Below are 25307 nucleotides of genomic sequence, written 5' to 3' on the forward strand. Positions count from 1 at the left end.
GGCTTCATGGGAGCGTAGCCAAACCCGTGATCCACTGGACCAACGCTAGCTTTGCCCTACCCGCCCAGAGTTTTCTATTTCGATATTCACTCCGAGCCATCGGGCGATTGAGCCATCCTCGTTACGAAGCGGAACAGCGTGGACGCTCATCCACCGGTAAAGGCCGTCATATCGCTTCAACCGGTATTCAGCGTGCACTGAACGGCCATCACGGACTGCGTCGCGCCAGGTTGCTTTGATGACCTGCCGATCATCGGGATGGATGGCGGTCAGCCAGCCAAACCCCTTCCAGTCGTCGTAGCTCTGTCCGGTGTAGTCGCGCCAAGTCGGACTGTCGACTTCTACGACGCCGTCCGGCGCGGCTTCCCACGTCATTTTGGCAATGCCGAGCAGCAGCAGTTGGGACTGCACCTCAGCTTCATTGTTCGACAGTTGGCGCTCAGCTTCTGGTCGCTGAGAGGACACTATCGACCAGTCGGCCTCCTTCAAAAGCGGGCGCGAGGCGCGGGTTTTACGCTCGATCTTCCGCTGCCGCAGCACGGCGTCCGCACTGGTAAGCAGCGCTTCCACGCTCTGGATGTAGCCCGCGCCGCGGCGAGAGCCAACACTGGCTCGCACGGACACTGACAGGGCATCGACGCGATATAAGGCGTTGAGGGCCCGTGCGATGCGGGCGGCATATTGCTCGACCTCCTCATAACTGTCTGCATCGTTCTGAAGGAGGACGAACTCGTCTCCACCAAGCCTGACGACAGCATCGTTTGGTCGACTGCAGCCGCGCAGCTTTTCTGCAACAAGCTTGAGGATGCGGTCGCCGACCTGATGGCCGAGCTGATCGTTAATGGCCTTAAAGTCGTCTAGATCCACGTAGTGCAGGGCAATGCGATCGACCCGCTCAGCGGTTTTGCAGGCATCGAAGGCATTGGCGAGCGCGAGCCGGTTGCCAACACCGGTCAGGTGATCCGTTTGCGCTTGGCGGGCATAGTCGCGGCGACTGGTGGCTTTGGTCGATTGCGAAACATAACGCTTGCTGAGGCTGCGTAAGCCCCCTGCGAGTAGAGCGAGCAGTGCTGCAGCTGAGACCAGGGTGCTCGTATCGGCGCGGAACAAGAGAACGCCGGAAGGCGGGAGCACCGAAAGCAGCAAGCTGGTGACGACTATTCGGGGTCGAAGAGCGATCGTCGCCGCGGCGCCAGCGGCGTAGCCAACGACGGCGATGCTAACAGGCATCTGCCATTCGACGAGCGGCAGAGCCAGCGCCCGGGCGGCGAAAAGCCCGAAGATGCACGCAAAGGCGCAGTAGGTGACCGCAAACTGCCTCTCGAAGCGAGTGGCATCGTCAAGTGAGAAGTCCGGTCGAGCGCAAAGCCTGCGGCCGCGTAGCAGCACAAAGAGGCGGACCGCGCTTGCCAACGTACCCAACGCGACCAAGCCGGTGAGCAGACCGTCTTGAGCGGCGCGCATCGCAAACGCCCCGATTGCCACAAACATCAGGCTCATGATCATCGCGGGCATGCGCGTGTCGCATAAGCTGGCGACGAGCTCGATGTACGTGCCGCTTGGCAGATCGCGGATAAAGGCGCGGTCAGGCTCTTTCACGTCGTCCCTAGTAAGAGCGATTGGTAAACGACCCCTCCTAATTTCGCTACGGCAACCACGCTTTTTCCACCGTTTCCAGCAGCGCCGCCTGTTAGTCGACTGCCATTAGCTGGGATGGATATGGCTGTGCGAGCAGGATCGCTTGGTCGACGTGAGCGGTCAGCCAGCGCTCCTCGTCATCCTCGTGCAGCAGGACCGGCATCGCCTTCGGATGGATTGACGCAACGAGCGGGTTGGGATCGGAGGTGAGAAACGCGAACACGGCACCGCTTTCGGTCGGTCGCCACACACCAGCGAAACTGACGATCGGCCGGCTGGGCACGCTGAACCAATGCAGTGGCAGCTTGCCGTCGGCCCCGCGGGTCTGCCCATATTCGCTGAAGCTGGTGAACGGCACCAGGCACCGCCGCTCCGGGTTCATCAGCGCCGAGCGCCAGAACGGGGAGCTGTAGTTGCGAACGTTGGTCACGCTCTTGTTGAGCAGGACCGGCTTGCCTGTCGCCTTATCGATCCGCTTGCCGGGCACCTTGTGCGGGAAGCCCCATGCCATGGTGTCGAGCACGCGGCTCGCGCCTTTCTGCCGCACGACGAACGCCGGCTTGTCGGGGAAGAGCTCAGGCGGCGGGATCGTGTGATCAGGCGGAAAAGGTGCCTCAACACCGTAGCGGGCAGCCAACGCGATCTGCGCTTCGGTCAGGCGGTATCTGTTGCACATCGTCTAATGCGGTCACCTTGCTATCGATCGCTCCAATCGAGACATGCTCAATGAAGACGGCGTGTCTTTGTAGGTGTTAGACTCAGCCTGCATTCTGCACTAAAGAAGAAACTGGCAGCCATCGTGGTGGATGAATTTCTAAGCACGCCTTTCGGCGCATCACGCAGAGTGCTTGAAAATATCAGATAGGTGAGAGCTGATGTCATTCGCGTAAGACACTGCCCACGTGTCCGCGGACTTACGGAACCGAAGGTGGCCTAAGTCACTCGCTGGAGTGGCAATTTTGATCCCCGCTGCACGTGTCTGCCTCTCGACCGCATTCTGCCTTTTCAAAGCAGCAGAATTTAAGGGTTTTGCAGCAGCATATGCCGACTCAGTTCCTTCAAGGATCCGCGCAACGTCCTCGCGGGTTGGTAGCTTGGCACTTCTATTCCATGGCGTCAAAGCGGCCGTTACATTCTCGACAAGCATATCTGCCCAGATAGGCGGATAATGCGCGTTCTTTGAACCGTGATGCGGAATTTTGAAGAAGGAGGCTTTTCGTCGGCCTTTCCATACAAGTTCATGGACTGCCACCCACCCCTTCCCCGAAGAACCTATCTCAAGGTCCGCTCCAAACAGCAGCATTTCGTCTGGAAATTCCACAACACTCGCGACTGACGCATCGTTGCGGCGTGGTGCCGGTATGCGAGTTCCCTCACCACCAAGTGCCGCGATTGACTCAACGAAGTCCTCAAAATCATGCTCTGACGGAGATAGGGCCTCAAACTTGTACGAACCATTTATACGATCTGCGGAGATTAGCTTATCCGCACTGCACCACTTCCGCGGGCGATCACGATCCTTCAGGAGGGTGCAAACCCCGATCAGTTCTTTCAATCCATTTCCATAGCTACCCGACGTAGGAAAGCCGCGGGTTCGCAGAAAGGTTTTAAATTCATCCCCTTGTAGAAAGCTGGATAAGGCGATTATCGACTTTGGTAGACACGATACAAGAGCCGTCGCGCCAGCAACATGATCATCATGCCAGTGAGTAAGCAGAAGTGCGTCCACGCAATTTTCTGGCTCTAGCTCCATCGCCCGTAGGTACTGCAATGCAACAGGTGCTTTATGCTCCGTTTCAAGCGAGTCTATGATAATCCATCGGCCATTCTTTAGGTGAACAAGGATCGACTCACCGTAACCACGACTGAATATAGATACTTCAATCTCGTCAGAGCGAGGGGGATCAGTCAACATCGCCCGCTACTTCGTCCAATAGATCCGCTAAGAAGTTTCCTGCATCATCATTACTCTTTGCCAAGTGACGGCGGAAATAGACGATGGTCTCAAGGCGCCTAGCACCAGAGCGGCGCGTATAGCCCACTATGAGATGGAAAACCGCCCCTTCTCTGACCCGTACCAGATCGACCTTGTCAACAGCATCAAAATCAAACTCCGCGAGCTCCTCGCGCCTGTTTCGGTCCGTCAAGTCTTTTAGGCGCGCAGAGAACCCATCGCCTCTCACATCGATAATCAAACCTTCCCACTCTTGCAGAGTGTTCATGGAGTGAACGCCTATCGTCGTCGGTCGGAACGTGAACGCGGGAAGGGAGAATTGGTTCGATGCCGACAGCTTTGCCGCCTCCTCAGAAACCTGAGTTCCCGACTTCAGCGAAGCATTTTCCTCCGGAAGGGGACTTACCTTCTTTGGCCATACCGCCGTTTTCGGCCGCGGAACAAGTGATATCTTCGACCTAGAAGAGAACGACGTGGACTTTTCGTTCCACTGTGCCCCAAATTGCTCACTCTCGCTTTCATTGAAGAAGTCATAGTGTATGGGAAGCGATGCCATCACAAAGACTCCGAGAACTTTATCATTGAGCTGACTATTTCCTTTGATCGCTCCATAGACGGGCCGAAGCGATCAAGGCACACCTCCATGAAATTTACGCTGGAGCCAGCACCGGGACTAGAGTAATGATCGTTGACCTGCATGAAGACACCAGTGCCACTTGGCTGAATGCGATTAGACGGCTCAATAGTGCAGCGCACATAACCAGCGGCACGGTCACTCGGCGCGGACTGCTGCACGGTAAGCGAAACCAAGCCTCCGACCTTCGAGGGCTCATCTGCTTCGAAAGTTTGCCCCCAATCAGCCCAAGCCTGTAGCGGAGCGAGAGCCCGGCCTAACGCAGTTTGATGTTTATGGCTGGGCACTTTAAAATGAGCCAAATAGTTGATAGCCATGGCGCTTATCGGAGTATGACTTAACTTATCCTTGAATATGTCCACTACAATATCAACCGAACGCACGAAGGGCTCTGCGGTCACATGCAGCACAAATCGTTCGGTGTTCACCTCGAATATTAGGTCGCCAACGGTGAATTGAGAGACCTCAGGGTGAATAACTACGATAGCCGAGCTATCAACCTCATTTTCATCAATGATCTTGTGACGGGCGAGCCAGTCGGGTGTGATAATGGTGGGGTTGAACGTGCCCATCAGCACGATCGCGATGCCCTGCATCTCGATCTGTTCCATATGCCCGACTCGCTCCCCCAGCTTGACCGCCAGAGGCTATAGCTAAGTCGAGTCAATGAGCAAAAACTTAGTGACCCAGGCGAGACCGTTTGACCAATCCGGCTTACATCAAATCGTCGGTGCGCTCGGTCATGGGCAGGCAGCCGCCTTCTAGCGGCGGCGGCAGCGCCCCGCCGTGCAACTGGTCAATCCGCCTTGCTGTAGGCTAAGGTCGGTTGACCTCGTCGACATCAGCACCCTGCTCGACAAGCCGCTGCGCAATCCAGCGATATGGCAGATGGCAGCTCGTCCACGGATGTCGCGGCTCTGCCGTTGCGGCCTTCCAAAACTCGGTCAGCAGCCGCTGCTCCCGCACGAAGGGGCGAAGAACGTGTCGATGAATTTTCGAACGCGCTATGCATTTGGCGGCTTGTGTCGACTCGTTGATGCAAAGCATGAATCGTTAGGCGCCCTTGAAAGTCAGCGCAATTACGGTGGACGAGCAAAAATTGGAGGACAGATTTGCGCACCTTACAAATAGCCGTGGATGAAAGCTTCGACGACCTCAGAGCCAGCACAGGCGCGTTCGCCCTTGCAGGATATGCATCAACTCCAGAGCGATGGGAAAATTTCAAAGAACACTGGCAAGTGGGTTGCGACAAATATCTTGAGGGAAAACCTTTTAAGATGTCGGACCTTGGAAGCCGGCCGATCGACGAAAGAGAGAAAATCGTTGAATACTTCTACAATATAATTGTAGAGTATGCCGAATTTAGTTTTACCTTCACTATAGACCAAGCACTGCATAAGGAAGTATTTACTGATACGAGGGTTCTTTACTGGGAAAATATCTATTATTTTCTGTTTTATAATACGTTGTTTGAGCTTTTGCGAGATAAAGATTTCACAAAAGGTGCTAGTCTCCAATTTTTCTTTGACGCAGGTTGGGAATCAAAAATTGGGGACGAAAGTGTTTTAGATTTCATGGCAAAGATGCCACCCCAAGTTACCTCTCGGCTAGTATCAAAGCCGGAATTTATGACTGACGGCCAATTTTCACCAATACAAGCAGCCGATATGAAAGCTTGGTTCTCTCGAAAGAGATACAAAGAGATTTTTCAAGGGGGCGAGGAAACCCCGAGGTTGCGTACCATACGCGAGCATCTTCAAATGTTGCCGGGCCGACATAAAGCTTTCACTCGCGATGAGCTTATAGCATTCCGGGATAGCCTCGTTAAGTCAAACCTTTTACAGCCAAAGCAGGCTGGTTGACACACGCGTCTCCTGCGCAGTCTGACATCGATTAAAGCCGGAACTCAGCCCAAACCGAGTACCCCCGTGTCACCAATGCCTGCACGATCCAATTGTGCGCGTGGACAGCGTCGCTGAGTGCCTGCCCCTTCGCCGCCTTTCCCTCATCCCAGTATCGGATAAGGAGCGTGCGATCGGGCAGGAAAGGGCGCAGCACGCGCAACGCGAGGCGGACGGCCGGCGTGTCAATGTCATCGCGGCGCGCCCCGTACGCAGCGTGATGTAGCACCTTGAGCGCCAGATTGATCAGCAGCGTCTCGGCGCGGCGCGCGCGCAACTCGCGGTCGTTGGCGGCATAGGGGACGATGGCGACACGCGTCTCTGTGCGATCGGCGCAGTGCCAGCACGCCATCTCGCGGATCACGACCTCCCAATCGGTCGACAACCGCTGGAACGTCCGCGATTTGATCAGTTCCTCGAGATCGTACAGCCGTGACTTCCCGCACGCCTTGCAGGTGACGTTGACCGCTCCCTCCACCTTGCGGAGGTCGTAGAGGGATTTCGGCTGCCCGACCATGTGTTGAATATGCCGGAACATTGCAGGAACAAAAAGGCTGGATTGAGGGGGCGCGGGGGTGCATTAGGTAGCTAGAACCGTCACCCGTGATTCGCCGGAGCGGCGGAGGCTAGTTGAATAAAATAACCTTAAAATGCGGGACAGGGATGCATTTCCGGCAGCTATTCTCTATTATACAAAATTGCGCTACGAAGAGATTATTGTCGCGAGAAGTAGTGTAAAAACATGTCGAACCATCCTCTTGAATCAAGCTTCGCCAAACTTGAAAGGGCGCGGCTTCATATCAGAGACGTAGACAGCGCGATCAAGCTATTCTTCGATAAGAGGCCTTATCGCCTTGCCCCTGAGGTTGATGCTTCGGGAGCAGAGGAGGTGTGGAGCTTTGTTTTAGATGCCATACCTTTAGAGATTGAGTGCGCGATAGCTGATGCTGTGCATAATATTAGGACTCCTCTCGATAGGATGCTTTCAGCTGGCTTTCGATATGACAAAATTCATACAGAAAGCGCGAAGCCAGGTGCGTTGAAGTTTCCCGTTGGAAATCATGCAAATGAAATGCCTTCGTTGCTAAAGTATTTGTCCGATCATTTCACAGTTGATGTTATTGATTTTCTGAGGGAGATCGAGCCGTATAGAGGGGGAGCGGGAGATATTATTTGGGTAATAAACACACTCGACAATCGTGATAAGCATCGCTCGTTGGCAGAGCCCATAAAGATGAGCTTTACTGATTTAGCATTTCAAGAGCTCGTGATCACTGGGGCTCTTCTACTTCGATGGGGCTCAAGGAAGGGGCAGCATCTAGTGCGTGCTCCGGAAGCGTTACCAAAGCCAGGCAAAAACGTCATGCATCAACCAGTTGACGAGCTTAGGCCACGTGTTATTGGCAATAGCGTCGCTGATCGACGTTTTTTATTCTCCTCGCCTCACGATGACATGGAGTTTATCACCACCACACCCGGCGCAGGAATTTACAGCAATTTCGAGCCAACATTTAATATTGGCCTGCATGATATGGCTCGATTTAGTGGGGTGCCCGTCGTATCAGCTTTGACTGAATTGTATGACTCGGTAGAAACCATTCTCATGAGATTCGAGGAAAGATTTTTTTGATATACAGCTCCGCGCCGAAGGAAACATTTACGACGAGGTACTGACTCAAGAAGTCGCCGAGGAACTATAGTTGAGTCGGAGTCGCGCTATGTCGCGGGCTCGGTGTGGCCCCCCTTGCAAACGGAGTTCCGTGGGTTTGCAGCCACTGCTGCAGCACCGAAGGCTCACCGTGCCCGTGAGTAGGACCTTACTGCGGCAAGGCGGGGATCGGCACTAGCCGGTTTGCGGTCTTGAACGACCAGTCTCCGGTCTGTTTGAGCCCGCGCCCATCCCCGAGATCGCCGCTGTTGCACGACAGGAGCTTGTCGATGCAGTTCCGCATCCACACGGCCATGATGTCGTCGTCCCACGCGCCGAACCAGTCAGCGTGAAAGGTTGAGCCCGGCGTCATACGAGCCATTCCAGGCATCTCGTCGGATGAGAGATACCAATCGGCCGCGTCCTCGCCGCTCTCAATCGAGTACCACGCGCCCATCGTGAAGCCCGGGATCGCATAAGGGTGTGCAGGATCGCAGGAATATGCAGAGCGCCCGTCGGGAAGGTTGCGCCATATCGCATAGCCGACGTGATCGCGATGGTTCGGGCTGTCGAGGCGCTTGCCGTCCCAGCATTGCGGAGCGTTGATAATGGCGCCCAACCGATTGCCGGCAGGGCAGTTCTTCGCCGCTTCGGTGATCGTGGCGTAATGCCCCGATCTCGCCGTCGGGCCATCGCAGTTGAAGTAGCCCGACCCGGTCGCCGGCGTGCCGAACTGCATGTCGTAGCCGAAGATCATTCTTAGCCCGCGGGGAAGCGAAGTGCAGCCCTTCGCAGCGACGCTGGCGCAATCCGCCGAGCCGGCCGGGAAGTGCTTGTAATAGATCGACACGTAATCCGGTCGGACGACCATGCCCTTGCCGTTCAGCATCGCCGGCATCCAGTACGCTGACCGGTTCAGGATGTTGACGCAGGTGCTGTCGCCCTTCGTGCGCAGGCTTTCGTAGGTCGAGGACGCATCCGCCGACAGGTTTCCGAACCACTGGTGGAGGTGGCTCTTACCGGGCTGGTTCGGAAAGACGATCGGGTCATCCCGGCTGACCTGGCCGGGCGCACAGAGGAAACGGAACGCGCCGACCGTGTCAGGCTTCCCGCTCACAGCCGGGGGCCAGCCCGTTGACAGCAAAGGCGCGATCGGCTGATTGGTCGGGATCGAGGCCGGCACCTTCGTGAAGTCTGCCCCGAGCTCGGGCTCAACGATATCACCGACCGGCTTTCGGATCATGCTCAGCGCGCGTAGATACTGCTCTCGCCACGCCTGCCATGTCTTTGCCTGAGGTTCGCCGAGTGCTGCGGCAACCGGCGGGGCCTCTCTTTTCAGCGTTGGGCCCTGCGCCGCAATAGGCGCGGCAAGGCACAGGGCGGCGAGCGCCGCACCGAACAATCTTTTCATGTCGACCTCGCTTATTGCGCAGAAAGCAGGGCGCTCGGGGCCGAGCGCCCTTAAAGGTTGATCAGTTGACCTGCGGGAGCAGCTGCGCAGTTTCTCCAGTCAGCGTCGCCGCATTGAGGATGGAGCTCCGAAGCGTCGGATAGTCGACGCTTTGCACGTCCTGGCCGCTGGCTGCCTTTGCCACCTTCATGGCGTGTGCGGCGCTCTGCCCGGCCAACATGCCGGTGAACTCCATGCGGTACGACGATATACCGATATGGGTCGCCGAGATGCCGAACAAGCAGAACATATTCGTGCACTCCGAAGCCTTCGGCACGATCGCCTCATAGGGGATCGGCTGGACGCCGTCCGCGCCGCCTTGGCTGGCCTGCACGTTGCCCGTGTTCCACATTCCCCAAGTGCCGCCGACGTTCTCCGCCACCGTTTCGACATGGTGGCTGTCCACGTCATAGCTTGCGACGGCAATTGTCTTGATCGAAGTCGGCGTAGTGCCGTCGGTGCGCTGCGCATCATCACCGGTGACGATGAGATCACCAACGAGGCGGAAGCCCTCACGAACGTACAGCTGGGGAATGTAGCCATAATCGTCATTAGGATGCGGGTCAGTGTAGTGGATCATCGACAGGCCCCACTTCAGGGCTTCCGTGCGGATCGCAGTCGAAATGCGCGAGTCATTCTCGTACTGGAGATAGTACCAGAAGCCCATCGTCTTGTTCCAGAGGTCTTTCCAGATCGCCTCGCGCTGAGCGTTCGTCCCTTCCAGATAGCCCCAGTTCTTCGCGAAAAAGTCGGTCGAGAAGCCATTCTTCGCGTTGATGTCGGACACACCGCCAACACCCGGCAGCGGATCGTTTTTCATCAAATCGGCAAGGACGGAAGTGGTCGAGATCGCAAGGAAGCGGCCGAGTGCTTCATAGTACAGCTTATTGTAGCCGGCCGGCGGGTTGCCGGCACTGAATGGAAACGGACGGCGGTACAGATCACCGCTGGTGAAGGTCGATCGGAAGTTGAACGCTTGAACCTTGTTATCCGCCGCGCCATTCGCCGGACTTCCCGCGACATAGATGCGGTTGACGTTGGGCAGCAGCCCCGACGTGGTGTCGCCTGGCACAACCCATGGATCGACCTTCACAAACGAATTGTCGGCCTTGTTGCGGAACTGGTGACCGTTGCCGCCCGCATCCTGCAAGAGACCGCGTTCGCCGTTCTTGAGTTCCGCCGACGTGCCGCTCGCTGCCTCGCGCCCATATACCGTCGTCACCCCCGGCGTCAGTCGCGCCAAGTCACCCTCGTATGAGCCATCTGCGACATAGCCGGTGCAGTTGATCGTGCGACCATCGCGGGTGACGATCTTCGTCACTCGGGTGCCAGTCTTCGTGACGCCGCCGGTCGCGATCCCGTCCGAATAGTAGATGGGAATGTCATAGCCGAACGAAAACCGCGGATCGAACATCGAGCGCGTCAGCTTGTCGAAGGTTTTCGGATTGAACTGAAAAACGTTCGTTCCCTGGCCGTCCATCGTTTGAAGCTGTGCCAGCATCCAGCGCGGAAGCCCTTGGAGCGCGGACTGCGTAAGGAAGTCCGTGAAGCCCAGCCCGCCTGACGACATGCCGCCCGGCCGGCGCTCGCGCCAGCCGCCGACGATGATCGGGCTTAGACCCTGCCGCTTCGCTTCCCAGGCACCGACCATGCTCATCGGAGTGACGCCGTAGAAGACCGAATCCGACGAAACCGTCGTAGCGCCATACCCCGCCGGGATCTCGTTGTACTCTCCGTACTTGAGGGAGTCCGAGAGACCTTCGACGATATAGCCTAGCGCCTTCATCTGCTGATCGGTCAGGCCCTCGGCGATCAACCACGCGAAGATGCGCCGTCCGGAAGAAACCGCCGTGCCATTGTTGTTGTAGCCGCCGATGTACAGTTCGGTTACGCTCATCGACGCTGCCGATCCGGGGGCGGATGCAAGAACACCCTTCGGCGCGCCGAAGCGATAGGCGCGCATGTTGTTGCCATCCGCCGGCAGTCGGGTGACCGCCTGCCAGCCTGCCCCATCGTATTCGGACAGCGCCCCAGTGAAGAGCGTCTCGGGCGATCCGATGCCGCCCTTGCCGACGCCGTCAGTCGCCACCTTCGGCGAGACGGAGAACATATTCCCGTCCGCATTCTTCGCGCCGATGTTCGCGACCATCGAAGTGGTCTGCTTGCTGTAGGAGCCGATCGTCGCATTGGTCGGGTCGAGGTCGCTCATCAGCACGCCCGACCGGATGAGGGCCGTCTGGGCCGGCGTCATCGCCTCGAACGGAGTCGTGATCGTCAGAGCGCCAGTCGTCGCGAGTACGGCGCCTGTCTTCCAGTTGACGGCGGTCTGCTGAGCATCTGCGCCAACGGTTCCGAACACCTTGATCTTCGACCAGATGCCCTCCGCCTTGAAACGCCGGATGGCCTTGTCCATCGCGCGCATCTGGCCGGCGCTCGCTGGCGTCGAGAAGTTCGATACGGCGGTCGTCGTCTCCGGCTGCATCGTGAAGGCTGGCAAGGTGCCCGACGCGGCATTGATCACGATGCCGATCGAAGACGTGTTCGGGCTGTTGGTGGCACCTGCGAGCGTCTCTGTCAGCGAAAGCGTCGGGCTGGCCGCCCCGGTGCCGGCGCCGCTATAGGTCAGGGTGCGAGCGGCGCTATCGAGACTGAAGCTGGTCGGCAGACTGTTGCCTGTGATCGTGCTCCCGTTGGTCGCGCCGAGGATGTTGACCGTCTTGGCGGTACCGCGCTGGAAGGTGACGTCGGACAGGGTAAGCGTGCCGAGGGTTGGCGACGGAGCCGGGGTGGAGGTGACCGTCACTGCCGAGCTGGTTGCCTGCTTCGTTCCGCCCGGCCCGGTCGCCGTCACTTCGAGCGTCAGCGAGCCCGAGGCGTTCGGCGTCACCGTCGTACCGGTTCCGATAGCAGTCGTGCCGAGCAGCCAGCGCCGGGTGTAGCCGGTGGTGTTGGAGGCAGCGCCGTCATTCGCCGTGAAAGTGGTGCCGACCGCTCCGCTCGACGGCGAGATCGAAGGCTGCGTCGAGAAGACGGGAGCTGGCGTAGCAGCTGCGGACACCGTGACACCCGAGCTTGTCGCGGGCGCGCTAGTTCCGCCGGGGCCGGTCGCCGTGACCTCGAGGGTGAGGGTGCCGGTCGCATTCGGCGTGACTGTCGAACCCGTACCAATCGCGGCCCCGTTCAAGAGCCACCGACGAGCATAGCTGGTCGCATTCGACGCCGCGCCGTCCGAGGCGGTGAAGGTAGTGCCGACCGCACCACTCGAAGGTGAGATCGAGGGCTGAACGGTGAACGACGGCGCGGCGGGGGCGCCAGCGCCCACCTTCACAACCGGCGTGTTGATCTCGATCACAGGAGCCGCCGTGATCATCGAGTTCGCGGCACCGATCGTTTCGGGCATCCCGAACACGCGCGCCGAGAAATAGCGGAGCGAGCCATCGGGCTTGCTGACCCGAATCGCATAGAGGCTGCTGTTCGTCGGCGCTGACGCGACGGCCAGCAGCGCCTGACCGGCGTCCGCCTCGTCAAGCGCGATCGTCGGATTGAGCGTGCCGAAGTTCGTCGGACCTTTGTGCTTCTGCTGGGCTCCGCGAAGCGGCTGGAACGTCGTTACCTCGGTCGACGCGCCGAATCCGCCCAGCGACTCGACGTTGCTGATCTCGGTGTACGAGAGCGCGCCATAGCCGACACCATCCTGAGTGGCGGGGAGGCTGGCAGAAATGGCGATGCCGGTACCGGCAGCAGTCGTCGAAGGCATATCTATTCTCCCCGGGAAGCCGGTCGGGCCGGCAAGGATGTCGGATGATTGGTGGTCAGCGAGCCTGAGGCGCTGTGCTGGTGCTGGATCGAGGCCACGCCTCGATCAGCAGGCGCCGCTTGTCGTCGCAGCTCTTGAGGTCGAAGCGACCGTCGCGGATCGACGCATCGTCGTCGCTGGCGGTTGCGCTACCGTCCGCCTGGCGATGCTGCGGCGTTGGGTCGCAGGGTGTCAGCGCCGCGCTGGGCGGTGCCGGGACTTCGATCGGCGAGATCGGCATCGAGCGCATCGATGTCGCGCACCCGGTCAGGGCTGCGACAGATGACGCGGCCAGCAGCAGTCTGAGCATATTCCCTCACGGTGTTGGTGGATCGAAGGATGATCGGCTCGCGCGCGGCCAGGCGATCGGCAAAGGAGTTGGCTGCCGCGGCGATCCGCTGGGCGAAGTCACGCTCCTGATCCGCCTTCGCGCGATCGGCGCGGTCGAGCGATGCGGTCCATGCCTGTCGCTCGTTGGCGAGGGTCTGGAGTGCATCGTCGCGTTGAGCGCGAAAGAACAGCGCGAGGGCGATGACGGCGACCGGCCAGAAGCGGCGCAGGAGCGCCCACACCGCCGCCCGCGTCACGCTTCGTTCCGCGAAACGGGTTCGCCGTTCCATGCGAGTTCGATCTCAGCGCCGGTCGCGGTCACGCCGGCAGGCCACCGGCAAGCGATCATGCGCTCGGCCTCGATCCACGTATCGCAGACCATGTTCTTTTGGTTGCCGCCGCGGACGCGGAAGAAGAGGACGCGCTTGCCGGCGATCGTCCGCCATGCCTGGCCAATGTACCAGCCGACGTGTCCGCCGCCTGCGCGGCCAAAGACGAGCAGCGCGCCGAGACGCGGCGACACCGCTACGCCCCAGTCGGCCCACGCCTTCGCGCGATACCAGTGCTTGATGATCGGAAGGCCAGCTTCCTTGAGGCAAATCGCAACGAACGTGCCGCACCACGGCTCTTCGTCGTTCGCCCACCATGCCCCGAGCAGCTTCAGCCAGCCGCCGATACGTCGATCACGGCGTAAGCGTCCGTCTTCGTCACACCCGTGATCCGGAGCGGGTTCAGCGCCAACGTCATGCCATCGGTCGCGATGATCGAGAGGCCGGTGACGGGGATCGCACTGCCCGCCTGGGTTGCGGTCACACCGATGCTGTAGGGAAATTGCCCGCCATAGGGCGTTCCGTTTGCCAAGGTCTGGACGGTGATTGTGGATGGCTGGAGCGATACCGCGATCGGCGAGACGCCGTTCGCGCCATTCGTGCCGTCGGCTCCCTTGATCAGGCTCCAAGCGTAGGCATCTGGGTTCGGGCTGTCGGCCTCGGTCTGGTCCGTGTAGGTGCCGAGATACTTTCGGCCGGTTGGGTCGCTCAGATGGAAGTCGATGCTGCCGTCCGCGCTGTTCGCATAGGCGAGGTGGACATAGGTGTCGAGCGCCCCGAGCGCCTCATCGCGGGCGGCTCGTTCCGTGTACGTCGGATCACCCCCATAGGTAGCCGCAAGGCCGAGACTCGCGGCATGTGCCCGCGCGCTCTCATCGGTCAGCTGAGAGTACAGCTGGATGATCTGGTTCTTCTCGCCGCCGGACGCGATGATGTTGTCGGACGTCAGCGCCGCCAGCGCCGCCACCAGCTTTTCGTATTCGGCCTGCTGCTCGGGCGTCATGCCGGCGCTGGCGAACACCTGCCAGAAAGCGTTGCTGGTCGTCGGCAGCGCCGGCGGGGCATAGCCGGAGGTCGGCGTCGCGTTGATGTAGCGCCATGTCACGCCCTGATCCTCGACGAGCGCGCCCTCGGCGTAGATTGTCGCAGCATTGTACGGGCCGCGGGGCACCAGCTGCGCGACCGTGGTCGCGATGGGCGCGGCCTTCGTCAGGCCCTCCACCGTCAGCGACAGCTTGCTGACCGCGGTGCCGACCTCGATCTCGAAGTCTTTGACGAAGCCATAGACGGTGATGGCGTCGACACCTGACTGGCCGATCCAGAGTGACGGGCGCGCGCGCACCGAGGCCATGCGATCCGCCACCACGTCGACCGCGTCCGTGCGGATCAGCGCGCGCGCAGTCATGCGCTTCAGGTAGCCGCGCTCGACGACGCTTACCGACCCGAAATCGTCCGTCTCCTTTCGGCTGAAATCGGTGATCCCAGCGGTCGGCGCCGCCTCCGTCACGCCCAGACCAACAATGCGACCGATCAGCAGCGTGCCTACCGCCGCCTGGGCGCCGCTGACCGTCACGATTACCTGCCCGCTACCGGGCAAGCCGGTGAAGGTCAGCGCTCCCGGCTTCACGGCCTGCGACTGGTCGTACCCGTTCGCGCGGACCCGCACGGTGTCGCCCACCAGGTCGATCAGAGACACGGCGTTGGCAGCCCCGCCGTTCAGCGTCACCTCGACCCCGCCTCTGCGGGTCGTCGCGGTGCCGAGCGCCTGATCGAACATGGCCCAGCGGTTCGTCGGCCCGAGATCCAGCCACCACGCCGGTTCCGCTTCCGGCGTCTTGCCGGTGTTGCCGGTGATCAGGCTCTCGTAGATCCGGTGCGTGCTCGCGCGGATAACCCGCGCGCCCTTGGCATAGCCGGTGCCCGCCGCCCACGTCGGCGCATCGTTCTCGGCGACGAGGCTGCTGACCAGCATGGCGTCGGTCACCGGCACCGACTGGAGAAGCTGGAGCGTGGACGTCTGCCCGAGCGCAGGATCGGCACCGTTGTCCGTCACGCCGCCGGTTTCAGCATCGACGTCGTCCGGCATCGGCCCGGCTTCGAACTCGCGCTCGCTGCCGCTGTCCTTGAAATTGCGCGTGGCGATGAACTTGGGGGTCATGGTGCTTCTCCTTGGGAAGGTCACGCGGGAGCGGTGAACGCGACCCGAAAATCCTGTGCCTGCTGGTAGCTACCGTCGGAGCCGCGCAGATCGGGGCCTTGCCCGTTGGTTCCCCGTTCAGCGTGATCGCGTTCAGCTCGGCAAGCTCATCAATGAAGTGGTGCACCACCTCGTTGGGCACCTGCGCATTGCGCATCGTGTCAACGATCACCGCGACGAGGTTCGCCAGCGCGACCAGCATCGCCGCATGATTTTACGTTCAAGACGCATCTCATCGAGCTTTACGATGATGCCCGAGCTGGCGAACTCGGTCCCATCGGTGAGTATGGCATCTGTCTCCATTCCGGTGATCAGGTCCAGCTGCTGGAAGCTCTGGAACGACTGGCCGCGCGGGCATTCGCCGTCAGCGCTGCGCTCAACCTCTCTCAGCCAGTTGGCGGCGCGATCCGTCAGGCGTTCCTAGATGCCGTTGCCTTGGACGACGCCGCATCGCATCGCGAACTCTTGATCCAGCGGAACGCGATCATGGAGCGCCTGAACAATTCGGTGGCGCATTCCGATGCAGAGATGTCCGTGGCGTGTGGCGACATCAACACCATCGAGTCCGCCATCATCTACCGCCCCTCCCGCTCCGCGGACGATGCAGTCATGAAGCTTATCGCCCTCGCTCAGGTTACTGCCGAGGGCGCCGAGATTGGCGATGCAGAGGCAGTTGCCGCGATCGCCGACGCACGTCGCTTCTTCGGCGTCGGCTATCTGCATCCCGACGATATGCCGGCTTCGACCGCCCCTGTCCCGATCGTCATGCCTGACGGCTACGACCGCTACATGCGCGGGCCTTTTATCGCCTGGCAGCGGCGATACGAAAACCATGCTTCTGCCCGCAGCGAGCGCCTGACGTTTGAGAAAGCCGTCTACAGCCCGGCGGGCAGCGACGTCGACGACGCCATGCAGGCGAAATACGACGACCTCGTCGATGCCGAGGGCGATGCCTTGGATCGCCTGCTCCTCTCCGTCGCACCGGGGCCGGCGGAACTTGCCGTCAAGCTGAAGCTGTTGGCGGACGGCGAGCAGTGGCGCTTGAACCAGCGCGACGGGATCGTGGAAGCGGTCACCGCGGACGCCCGCCGCTTCGGGCGCCATGGATCCAGCCTCAAGGGAGACGCTCTGCTACTGGAAGCCTTCACGTCGAACCGCCGGAAAATGACGGACGAGTACAGCCGCGACGATCTTACCGAGGGAGAGCAGAGCGCGCTGTTCGCTTCGTACGACGCTTGTCTTGCGACACTATCCGACAATACCGCGACCACGCTGGAGGGCGTCATCGCCAAGATGCGCGCAGCGTTCCTCCATATGGTTGGTGAGGGCTGGTCCGACCGGGCAATGATGGACCCTGCCGACCCCAAGTTCGTGGCCGGGCTGAAGACGGCAAACCCGCAGGTTCAGCTCGCCTGGGGAGCGATCGAGGATCTCGCACGAATCGCGGGGGTAAGCCTGTCGGAGCAGGGCGCGTGACCTGCGGCAGCTGTACGCACTTCGCCTCTGGTGAAATCGATGCAAGCGCCGCGCCCCTGAGGGGCAGTGCTGCGATCGGCATCTGTCGACGCTACCCCCCTCGCCCTTTCACCGCGACCGACCTGACGTCGATCTTCCCCGCCGTCCACAGGGGGCACCAGTGCGGGGAGTATCAAAGCGGAGCCATGCCGATATGACCGACTGCCGCCGTTGCGCCACCTGTCACTGGTGGCAGCGCATGGGACCGCGGCTCGCCAACGCGAGCCGTGATCCGAGCGCATCTTTTGAGGAAGGCACCTGCCAGGTTCACGCGCCGGTCGTTCAGGCGGCGCAGACCTTCCCCGTCTCTGTTTTCCCGGTCACGCATGAGGATCGATTTTGCGGCGACTGGAAAGGGCGCGACGGCGGCGATCCTGATGATGGTGAGCGGATTATCGCGTTTCCGCTCGCCCGGCCTGCAAACAAGGTAGCGGCGTGATGGCGACGAGGCCCGATCGCAGCCGCGACAGCCTCCTGCGCCTGACGGATGTACGGAAGCGCACCGCCCTATCGCGCACGACCATTTACCGGCGGATCGCCGCCGGCACTTTTCCAGCGTCGGTGCCGATCAGCGATGGACTGGTGGCGTGGTATCAGGCCGACATCGATGCTTGGGTAGCAAACCCGATGGGATGGAGGGTTACTCCTCGACAACTTTCTGCTGCCTAATTAGGTGCATATCAGGCGTAATTAAGAGCCAATTATGTGTTTACAAACCCAGAGGTGGCGTATGAAGCTCTTTGGGCAAAACCACAGGTTTGAGCTTATCCCCGATACCGACCGGGAGGCCGCTCGATTGGCCAAGTTGGTGGGCCAGCCCATTGCGCTGACTGCGGACTAACGCTTCGAGGTGGGAAGCGAGATTACTTCAGCCAACGATCCCTGATGTAGGTCGCGACCTCGGGGTTGATATTTTGCCAGGAAGCCGCGTTGTTGGTGGCATCAATGACATACACCGTGTCGTTCGAGTCCATTGCGGCCCAAACGATCGCGCATGCTTGCGATGCAGTGTAGGTAGAGTTGACGTACCAGAACGACTTGTGGATCTTCGCCCACCCGCCGAGGCCCTTGATAGCGGTGATCACCTTCTCATAATTCTGATTAGGTGCATTCAGGTCATAGGAAATGTGAAGGTTGTTAGACATTGCGTCGGCTCCTTGCCGATTGTCGCAATCGCCTTGACCCGTCGTCCTAAGGTTGTATTCCTCAGGTGCTTCTTAGCCGTTCCGCCGACGATTGCAGTTCGTTTAGCGGATGACCTGGGCCGGAGCCGCCACAGCTCCGGCCCAAATCATGTCACCAACAACCATCGTTAACCGGCTGACAAGAGTCTAGCAGGATTCTGACCGTTCCCTTGAGAACATGTCGGGACCGTTGCCTTAGAGCAACAATTCAAGATATCTTTATATGGTGACGCTTGATCTTACTACACCACACGATGTTGTGGTTTCGTGATCCGTTCTCAGGATGGCACTTCAAGCGCTGAGGGCGCTCATACTGCCTTCTCCCCACCCGTCACCGACAGCTCAGCGGAGTCAAACTCCCCTCCGCCTGCCCTCTATCAGCGCCGCAGCCGGCCGCATGCCCTTCATTAACATATCCGCCCACTCCTGCGACAGCTCGCGCCGCCGCTCCATGTGCCCGGCACGATCGTATGCCGCCTTCACCTTGTTCTGCGGTACGTGCGCCAGCATCAGTTCGATCACCGCCTCGTCACCCAAGCGCTTCTGCCGCACTGCTAGCCCGTTCATCGTCGTCGAGAACGACGAGCGCCAGCCGTGGGGTACGTGCCGGCCATGATACCCCACACGATTATAGAGGTAGCCGATCGCGTTCTCGCTGAGCGGGCGATGGCTATGCCGCTGGCCGGGGAAGATGAGCAGATTGCGGCCGGTCAGGCGATGGATCGTGCGCAGCACGTCGACTGCCTGCCAACACAGCGGGATCAGGTGCTCGAACGCTTCCTCGTCCTTCAGATCCATAATCAGCTTCATGCGCGAGGCCGGCACACGCCAGATGGGCAGCTCGGGACCGTAGCGGCGATCGTCCCAGTCGATGCCCTCGATTTCAACCCACATCACGCCCCGGACCATGCCTGGGCGGCTCTGCGTCAGCGCTAGGAAGCGCGACGCCAGCTTGGTGATCGGTGACGCGCCCGACGCCTCGGCGTCCTGTAGGACCTTCCGCGCCTCGTCAGGATCGGTGATCGCCGGCTGCCGGCCCTTCTTCGGCAAAGGCTTCAGCGCCTTGCCGATCGCCGCCGCCGGGTTGCTCTCGGTGACACCCTCGGAGATGTGCATGTCGTAGATGGCGGCGATCCGCTGGCGCAGCCGCTTCGCCGTGTCGATCGATCCGCGATCCTCGACCGCGCGCAGCGTCGCCAACACGTCGGGGGCCTTGATCGCCACCAGCGCCCGCGCGCCCAGCGTCGGAAAAACGTCCCGCACCAGGCTGGTGATGACATCCTCGCTGTGAACTGGAGCCCAGCGGCCGCGCTGCATATCCCACCAGCGGCGGGCGGCCTGCTCGAACGTCAGCAGGCGGGCCTGCTCGGCGCGCGCGGCCTCCCGTTCCTCCTCGGCCCGCTTGCGCGCGCCCGAAGGGTCGATGCCCTCGCGCAGCTTGCGGCGTGCCTCGTCGCGGTGCTCGCGCGCCACCGACAGCCTCACGTCGGGATAGGGGCCGAAGGTCAGCAGCTTCTCTGACCCTCCGACCTTGAACTTCATCCGCCAGGACTTGAGGCCCGAGGGCGCGACATACAGATAGAGGCCGCCGGAGTCGGCCATTTTGTACGGCTTCTCCCGAGGCTCTGCCTTCCTCACCGCTGTGTCGGTCAGCGCCATCGTACCCCACTCCGCAAAATCGATACCCCGAACGATGCCCCCCGATACCCCGCGCTTGTGCGGCGAGGATCGGGATTGATCGGGACGAGCATAGCGCGAAAACGCACGCAAATCAGCGGTTAATGGGACTGTTCGGGACCGGCTGGAAAGCGGTCTTGGCGGAGCGGGAGGGATTCGAACCCTCGATACGCTTTTGACGTATACTCACTTTCCAGGCGAGCGCCTTCGACCACTCGGCCACCGCTCCGCATGCTTGGAAGGGCGGCACTAGTCGGAGTCGCCATATTGCGCAAGCGCATCGATTGCCTCGCGCGCAGCGATGCGTCACGGTGCGGGGATGTCGATGCTCACCGCCCTGCTGCTGCTCGCCCAGACGCCCGCCGCGGCGGTGCCGGCGCCCCATGAACCGGTGGAGAGCGACTGGCGCACCATCCCCGATGACGAGCTGCTGGTCATGCGGCTCAAGGGCGACCGCAGCGTCGTGATCCGGCTTGCGGCCGGCTATGCGCCGCTGCACGTCGCGAGCATCCGCACGCTGGCGCACGCGCATTGGTGGGACGGGCTGAGCGTCTATCGCGTGCAGGAAAACTGGGTGGCACAATGGGGTGACGCCAGCGAGAAGAAGCCGCTCGCGCCCGGCGTGCCGACGCATTTGCCCCCCGAGTTCGAGATCGCGCGGTTCGCGCCAGCGCAGACGCTGACGCGCGCCGATCCGCATTCGGCGGCATCGGGGATCACTGCGGACGGCTGGCCGGTCGCCAGCGACGGGCACGGCCATGCGTGGCTGACGCATTGCTATGGCATGGTCAACGTCGCGCGCGATGCCGATCCCACCTCCGGGTCAGGCGCGGAGATGTCGACGCCGATCGGCCAGTCGGCGCGACGGCTCGACCGCAACTATGCGCTCGTCGGGCGGATCATCGCGGGAATGCAATATCTCTCGTCGCTGCCGCGCAGCGATGCGCCGATGGGCTTCTACGCCGACGCCGCCGAGCACACCCCGATCGTCGCGATGCGGCTTGCCATCGACATCCCCGCTGCCGAGCGCCCGCGCTATCAATATCGCGCCGCCGACAATCCGCGCTTCGCGGCGATGATCCGCCGTCGCGAGAACCCGCCCGCGCCGACGATCGGCGGTGGTGGGATCGAGGTGTGCGAGGTGCCACTGGAGGTGCGGCGGGTGCCTTGAAGTGACGGGGCCGCAGGACGGCCTGCTCTGTCACACCGGCCTTGATCCCGAGCCCGCTTCTGGAGGGCAGACGCGGGATCCCGGATCACGTCCGGGATGACGGAATAAGGCAGTGCAGATGCCCGCAGCTTGCGGGGTAACAAGGCCCTCCGGCTGACGGCAGGACCGACCCGTCCTACCGCTGCCCGCCGACCCAGTCCGACACCTGTTGCGCGACCTGATTGGCCGCCTGACTCAGCGCCGCGCCCGCTTGCGCCGCGTCGATTGCGGCAACTGGCACGCGCGCCTCGAAGCGACGCTTCTCGACCGTCGGCTTGCCCGCCGGCGTGAACGACGCATCATAGGTCACCACCGCCTGCCGCTGCACCGCATCGACCCCGAAAGTCCGCAGCTCGCCCCCAAGCGTCGCGCTCGGCGCGTCGAACGATTGCGCGGGCGACAGCACGACCATCTGCGCGCGCGCGGTCAGCGTGTCGGATAGCAGCCGCGCGAACAGCCGCGCGGGCGGCTCGGCCCATTGCGCGTCCTTGACATAGGCGAGCGACGTATCGGTCGCCTGCACCGGCACGCGTGTGCCCGCGATCGACTGCGGCACCGCCGGCACCTCGATCACGATCGCCCGCCCGGTCGCCGAATTCTGCACCATGCCCGCCGCCGGCTGCGCTTGCGGCGCGATCGTCAGTAGCGAGGGCGGCGGCGACGCGCCGAAGCGGATGCAGCCGGCCAGCGGCACCAGCGCCGCGACGATCAGAAGCTTGTTCGCCAAAGCACGCACGGTCACTTCCCCTTATAGTCCGGCAGCGCCGGCTGCCCCACCAGCGAGCTGGCGCCGCCCTGTTCGACGCGCTCCGAGATCGACTTCAGCGACGAGGCGGTCACGCGCAGGTCGCGCACCAGCTGATTGACCTGCGGGATCGTCTGCTTGCTGAACGTCGTCAGCCCCGGCCGCGCATCGCCGATCGCGGCGTTCAGCGTATCCGCGCTCTGTTGCGCCGACGTGATCGCCTTGTTGAGATTGGCCATCGCCGGCTGGACGTCGTTCGCCAGCACGCCGTTGGTGGTCTGCGCCAGTGCGCCGATCTGCTCCGCGGCATTGCCCGCCTGCTGGATCGCGATCCGCGTCTGCGCCAGCGTCGCGGCGATCTCCGGCCCGCGATCGGCGAGCGCGTCGGTCAGCCGGTTGGTGTTGTCGAGGATGCCGGCGATCGACGCCTGGTTGCGGTCGCTCAGCATCCCGGTCAGCCGCTCGGTCAGCGTCGACAATCGCTCCAGCAGCTGCGGCGCGGAATTGAGGATCGCGCCGATCCCGCCGGTCTTGGTCGGGATCACCGGCACGCCCAACGGGCAGACGCTCTTGGCGGCGTCGCCCTCGGGGCAGGTGATCGGCTGCGCGCCCTTGATCGCGCCGTCGAGGCTGACGGTGCTGGTGCCGGTGAAGCTGCCCTGGATCGTCGCGGTGGTGCCGCGCAGGATCGGTGTGTCGTTGTTCACGCTGATCCGCACGCGCACATATTGCGGATCGGGCTTCCACAGCGAGATGCTCTTCACTTGCCCGGACGGCACGCCCGAAAAGGTCACCGACGAGCCCTTCGCCAGCCCGTCGACCGCCTGCCGGAAGAAGATGTCATAGTCGCGCTCTTCCGCGCCGCCGATCCGCGCGATCCACACCGTGAAGACCGCCACCAGCGCCAGCAGGATCAGCACCACCGCGCCGACGAGGACATGGTTCGAACGCGTTTCCATCTCTCAGCCCCTCTCGCCCGACCCGGTGACGCCGGCCGACCTGCCGTGATCCGCCCTATCCGCGCCGCGCGCATAATCGTCCGCCATGCCGCCCTGCGAGCGCTGCCCGCTTTGCAGCTGCGCCACCTCGGTCGGGTGTGCGGCCGCATCGTCCGCGACACCGCGCTCCTGCGAGGCGACCGCCGCCCGGCCGCGCGGCCCGTTGAAATATTCCTGGATCCACGGATGATCCAGCGCCAGCAATTCGTCGATCGTCCCCACCGCGATCACGCGCTTGTCGGCGAGCACCGCGACGCGGTCGCAGATCGCATATAAGGTGTCGAGATCGTGGGTGATGAGGAACACCGTCAGCCCCAGCGTCTTCTGCAACGCCTTGGTCAGATCGTCGAACGCCGCCGCGCCGATCGGGTCGAGCCCCGCGGTCGGCTCGTCGAGGAACAGCAATTCGGGGTCGAGCGCCAGCGCGCGCGCCAGCCCGGCACGCTTCTTCATGCCGCCCGACAGCTCGGCGGGAAATTTCGGCCCGGCGTCGGCCGGCAGGCCGGTCATCACCACCTTGTACGACGCAATCTCGTCGAGCAGCGCAAGGTCGAGGTCGGGATAGAATTCGCGCAGCGGCACCTGCACATTCTCGGCGACGGTCAGCGTCGAGAACAGGGCTCCGCCCTGAAACAGCACGCCCCAGCGCTTGCGGATCTCGACCGTGTCCAGCTCGCTGCGATCGAGCGTCGGCTCGCCGAACACCTCGACGACGCCGCGGCTCGGCGATTGCAGCCCAATGATCGAGCGCATCAGCACCGACTTGCCGGTGCCCGACCCGCCGACGACGCCGAGAATTTCGCCCCGCCGCACCTCCAGATCGAGGTTGTCGTGGATCACCTGATCGCCGAACTCGTTGCGCAGCCCGCTCACCTTGATGATCGGCGCGCTGTCGGGGCGGCTGGCGTTGTGCTGCGGCATCAGATCCAGCCGATCTGTTCGAAGAAGACGGCGAAGAACGCGTCGACCACGATCACCATGAAGATTGCCTGCACCACCGCTGACGTCGTCTTGAGGCCGACCTGTTCGGCGTCGCCCTTCACCTGCATCCCCTGGAAACAGCCGGCGACCGCAATGATCGCGCCGAACACCGGGGCCTTGATGAGCCCGACGAACACGTCAGTGATCGGCACCACCTCGCGGATGCGCGCGACGAACGCGACCGGCGGAATGTCGAGCGCGAACCAGCACAACAGCCCGCCGCCGATGATCGCGATAATCGATGAATAAAAGCCGAGCAGCGGCATCAGGATGATCGCCGCGATCGTGCGCGGCAGCACCAGCGCTTCCATCGGCGAGACGCCGATCGTGCGCATGGCGTCGATCTCTTCCGTCAGCTTCATCGTGCCGAGCTGCGCGGCGAACGCGGAGCCGGATCGCCCCGCGACCATGATCGCGGTCATCAACACGCCAAGTTCGCGCATCGTGATGCGCCCGACGAGGTTGATCGTGAACGCTTCGGCCCCGAACTGCCGCAATTGCACCGCGCCCTGTTGCGCGATCACCACGCCGATCAGGAAGCTCATCAGGCCGATGATGCCGAGCGCCGAAACGCCGACTACCTCGAACCGCTGCACGGTCGCGTTGAAGCGGAAGCGGCTCGGATGCCGCAGGACATGGCCGAACGCGATCACCGTCTCGCCCATGAAGGCCAGCAGGCCCAGCGCGGTGCGCGCCGAGTTCGACGTCGACTCGCCGATTTCCGCGAGCACCCGCCGGAAGGCGGAGCGCGATTGCGGGCGCATCTGCACCGGCTGATCGGCGGCCTGCACCTGTTCCAGTAGATTCTGCCCGTCGCCGCTCAACCCCTCGATCCGCGCGTCATGCTCCCGCGCGAAACGGTGGATCACCCATGCGCCGATCGTGTCGATCCGCTCGACCGCCGACAGATCGACGACGGAAACCTGCCCGCCCTGCTTCTCCAATCGGCTCGGAAGATCGCCCAGCCGCGCCAGCGACAGGTCGCCGGTCACCCGCAACACCTGCCCGCCGCCCGCGCGGGCACCGTCTTGATCGATACTGAAATCGGCAGCCGCACTCATCGGTCGATCCATGCGGCAAAGCTCATCCGGTCACAAGCGCCCAGCACGCCAATCGTTCC

Annotated in this window: 24 protein-coding genes and 1 tRNA gene; 6 read left to right on the top strand and 19 right to left on the bottom strand. The window is 61.9% G+C overall.

The genetic code is table 11. The features are described from left to right. Positions 1-45: 45 nt before the first annotated feature. The 5 genes from PGN12_16515 to PGN12_16535 all read right to left on the bottom strand — a co-directional run bounded on the left by PGN12_16515 (position 46) and on the right by PGN12_16535 (position 4837). Positions 46-1599 (bottom strand): diguanylate cyclase, encoded by a 1554-nt coding sequence (locus PGN12_16515; GenBank protein MEH3105490.1) that lies wholly within the window; start codon positions 1597-1599, stop codon positions 46-48. Positions 1600-1690: 91 nt separating this feature from the next. Next, on the bottom strand, positions 1691-2314 hold the full coding sequence (locus PGN12_16520) for an SOS response-associated peptidase family protein (protein ID MEH3105491.1): 624 nt from the start codon (positions 2312-2314) through the stop codon (positions 1691-1693). Positions 2315-2473: 159 nt separating this feature from the next. Continuing rightward, positions 2474-3553, bottom strand: coding sequence for an MBL fold metallo-hydrolase (locus tag PGN12_16525; protein MEH3105492.1), 1080 nt, complete (start codon positions 3551-3553; stop codon positions 2474-2476). Further along, entirely contained in the window at positions 3543-4148 is a 606-nt protein-coding gene (locus PGN12_16530) for a hypothetical protein (GenBank protein MEH3105493.1), read from the bottom strand. Before PGN12_16530 ends, PGN12_16525 begins: the two co-directional genes overlap by 11 nt. Continuing rightward, positions 4148-4837: a hypothetical protein gene (locus PGN12_16535; GenBank protein ID MEH3105494.1), complete on the bottom strand. Its 690-nt coding sequence runs from the start codon at positions 4835-4837 to the stop codon at positions 4148-4150. The genes PGN12_16530 and PGN12_16535 overlap by 1 nt, the downstream gene beginning before the upstream one ends. A 501-nt stretch (positions 4838-5338) precedes the next feature. Here PGN12_16535 and PGN12_16540 point away from each other — a divergent pair. Further along, entirely contained in the window at positions 5339-6088 is a 750-nt protein-coding gene (locus tag PGN12_16540) for a hypothetical protein (GenBank protein ID MEH3105495.1), read from the top strand. A gap of 31 nt (positions 6089-6119) precedes the next feature. On the opposite strand, the gene PGN12_16545 is transcribed toward PGN12_16540, so the two are convergent. Then, positions 6120-6665 carry a hypothetical protein gene (locus PGN12_16545; protein MEH3105496.1) on the bottom strand — a complete coding sequence of 182 codons (546 nt, stop codon included), beginning with the start codon at positions 6663-6665 and terminating at the stop codon, positions 6120-6122. Between the two features lie 204 nt (positions 6666-6869). On the opposite strand from PGN12_16545, the gene PGN12_16550 reads away from it, so the two are divergent. Next, positions 6870-7757 (top strand): hypothetical protein, encoded by an 888-nt coding sequence (locus PGN12_16550; GenBank protein ID MEH3105497.1) that lies wholly within the window; start codon positions 6870-6872, stop codon positions 7755-7757. Between the two features lie 187 nt (positions 7758-7944). Here PGN12_16550 and PGN12_16555 read toward each other — a convergent pair whose 3' ends face one another. From PGN12_16555 to PGN12_16580, 6 genes are all read right to left on the bottom strand, one after another. Next, a complete protein-coding gene (locus tag PGN12_16555; GenBank protein ID MEH3105498.1) occupies positions 7945-9186 on the bottom strand; it encodes a DUF1996 domain-containing protein in 1242 nt (413 codons plus the stop codon). Between the two features lie 61 nt (positions 9187-9247). Beyond that, a complete protein-coding gene (locus PGN12_16560; protein MEH3105499.1) occupies positions 9248-12982 on the bottom strand; it encodes an FAD-dependent oxidoreductase in 3735 nt (1244 codons plus the stop codon). Between the two features lie 188 nt (positions 12983-13170). Next, a complete protein-coding gene (locus PGN12_16565; protein ID MEH3105500.1) occupies positions 13171-13608 on the bottom strand; it encodes a hypothetical protein in 438 nt (145 codons plus the stop codon). After that, a complete protein-coding gene (locus tag PGN12_16570) occupies positions 13605-14027 on the bottom strand; it encodes a TIGR02594 family protein (protein ID MEH3105501.1) in 423 nt (140 codons plus the stop codon). The genes PGN12_16565 and PGN12_16570 overlap by 4 nt, the downstream gene beginning before the upstream one ends. Beyond that, entirely contained in the window at positions 14012-15766 is a 1755-nt protein-coding gene (locus PGN12_16575) for a hypothetical protein (GenBank protein ID MEH3105502.1), read from the bottom strand. The genes PGN12_16570 and PGN12_16575 overlap by 16 nt, the downstream gene beginning before the upstream one ends. Next, positions 15744-16079, bottom strand: a complete 336-nt coding sequence (locus tag PGN12_16580; GenBank protein ID MEH3105503.1) for a hypothetical protein — start codon at positions 16077-16079, stop codon at positions 15744-15746. The genes PGN12_16575 and PGN12_16580 overlap by 23 nt, the downstream gene beginning before the upstream one ends. A gap of 233 nt (positions 16080-16312) precedes the next feature. On the opposite strand from PGN12_16580, the gene PGN12_16585 reads away from it, so the two are divergent. From PGN12_16585 to PGN12_16595, 3 genes are all read left to right on the top strand, one after another. After that, positions 16313-17353: a hypothetical protein gene (locus PGN12_16585; GenBank protein ID MEH3105504.1), complete on the top strand. Its 1041-nt coding sequence runs from the start codon at positions 16313-16315 to the stop codon at positions 17351-17353. Positions 17354-17546: 193 nt separating this feature from the next. Beyond that, positions 17547-17831, top strand: coding sequence for a hypothetical protein (locus tag PGN12_16590; protein MEH3105505.1), 285 nt, complete (start codon positions 17547-17549; stop codon positions 17829-17831). After that, the gene (locus tag PGN12_16595) at positions 17831-18061 is read left to right on the top strand and encodes an AlpA family phage regulatory protein (protein ID MEH3105506.1); all 231 of its coding nucleotides are present in this window, start codon (positions 17831-17833) and stop codon (positions 18059-18061) included. Before PGN12_16590 ends, PGN12_16595 begins: the two co-directional genes overlap by 1 nt. Before the next feature lie 194 nt (positions 18062-18255). On the opposite strand, the gene PGN12_16600 is transcribed toward PGN12_16595, so the two are convergent. From PGN12_16600 to PGN12_16610, 3 genes are all read right to left on the bottom strand, one after another. Next, the gene (locus tag PGN12_16600) at positions 18256-18537 is read right to left on the bottom strand and encodes a hypothetical protein (protein MEH3105507.1); all 282 of its coding nucleotides are present in this window, start codon (positions 18535-18537) and stop codon (positions 18256-18258) included. A gap of 390 nt (positions 18538-18927) precedes the next feature. Next, entirely contained in the window at positions 18928-20235 is a 1308-nt protein-coding gene (locus PGN12_16605; GenBank protein ID MEH3105508.1) for an integrase arm-type DNA-binding domain-containing protein, read from the bottom strand. A 156-nt stretch (positions 20236-20391) separates the two neighbouring features. Next, positions 20392-20482 (bottom strand) — tRNA-Ser (locus PGN12_16610). 90 nt (positions 20483-20572) lie between these two features. Here PGN12_16610 and PGN12_16615 point away from each other — a divergent pair. Beyond that, positions 20573-21424, top strand: coding sequence for a peptidylprolyl isomerase (locus PGN12_16615; protein MEH3105509.1), 852 nt, complete (start codon positions 20573-20575; stop codon positions 21422-21424). A 175-nt stretch (positions 21425-21599) separates the two neighbouring features. On the opposite strand, the gene PGN12_16620 is transcribed toward PGN12_16615, so the two are convergent. Genes PGN12_16620 through PGN12_16635 form a run of 4 tightly spaced genes read right to left on the bottom strand, consistent with a single transcriptional unit; the run spans position 21600 to position 25248 of the window. Further along, entirely contained in the window at positions 21600-22190 is a 591-nt protein-coding gene (locus PGN12_16620; GenBank protein MEH3105510.1) for an ABC-type transport auxiliary lipoprotein family protein, read from the bottom strand. Between the two features lie 11 nt (positions 22191-22201). Continuing rightward, positions 22202-23167 (bottom strand): MlaD family protein, encoded by a 966-nt coding sequence (locus tag PGN12_16625; GenBank protein MEH3105511.1) that lies wholly within the window; start codon positions 23165-23167, stop codon positions 22202-22204. A 3-nt stretch (positions 23168-23170) separates the two neighbouring features. Beyond that, a complete protein-coding gene (locus tag PGN12_16630) occupies positions 23171-24127 on the bottom strand; it encodes an ABC transporter ATP-binding protein (protein ID MEH3105512.1) in 957 nt (318 codons plus the stop codon). Then, positions 24127-25248, bottom strand: a complete 1122-nt coding sequence (locus tag PGN12_16635) for an ABC transporter permease (GenBank protein ID MEH3105513.1) — start codon at positions 25246-25248, stop codon at positions 24127-24129. Before PGN12_16635 ends, PGN12_16630 begins: the two co-directional genes overlap by 1 nt. Between the last annotated feature and the right edge of the window lie 59 nt (positions 25249-25307).

It is taken from the genome of Sphingomonas phyllosphaerae (assembly GCA_036946405.1).
Classification (GTDB): Bacteria; Pseudomonadota; Alphaproteobacteria; order Sphingomonadales; family Sphingomonadaceae; genus Sphingomonas; species Sphingomonas phyllosphaerae_D.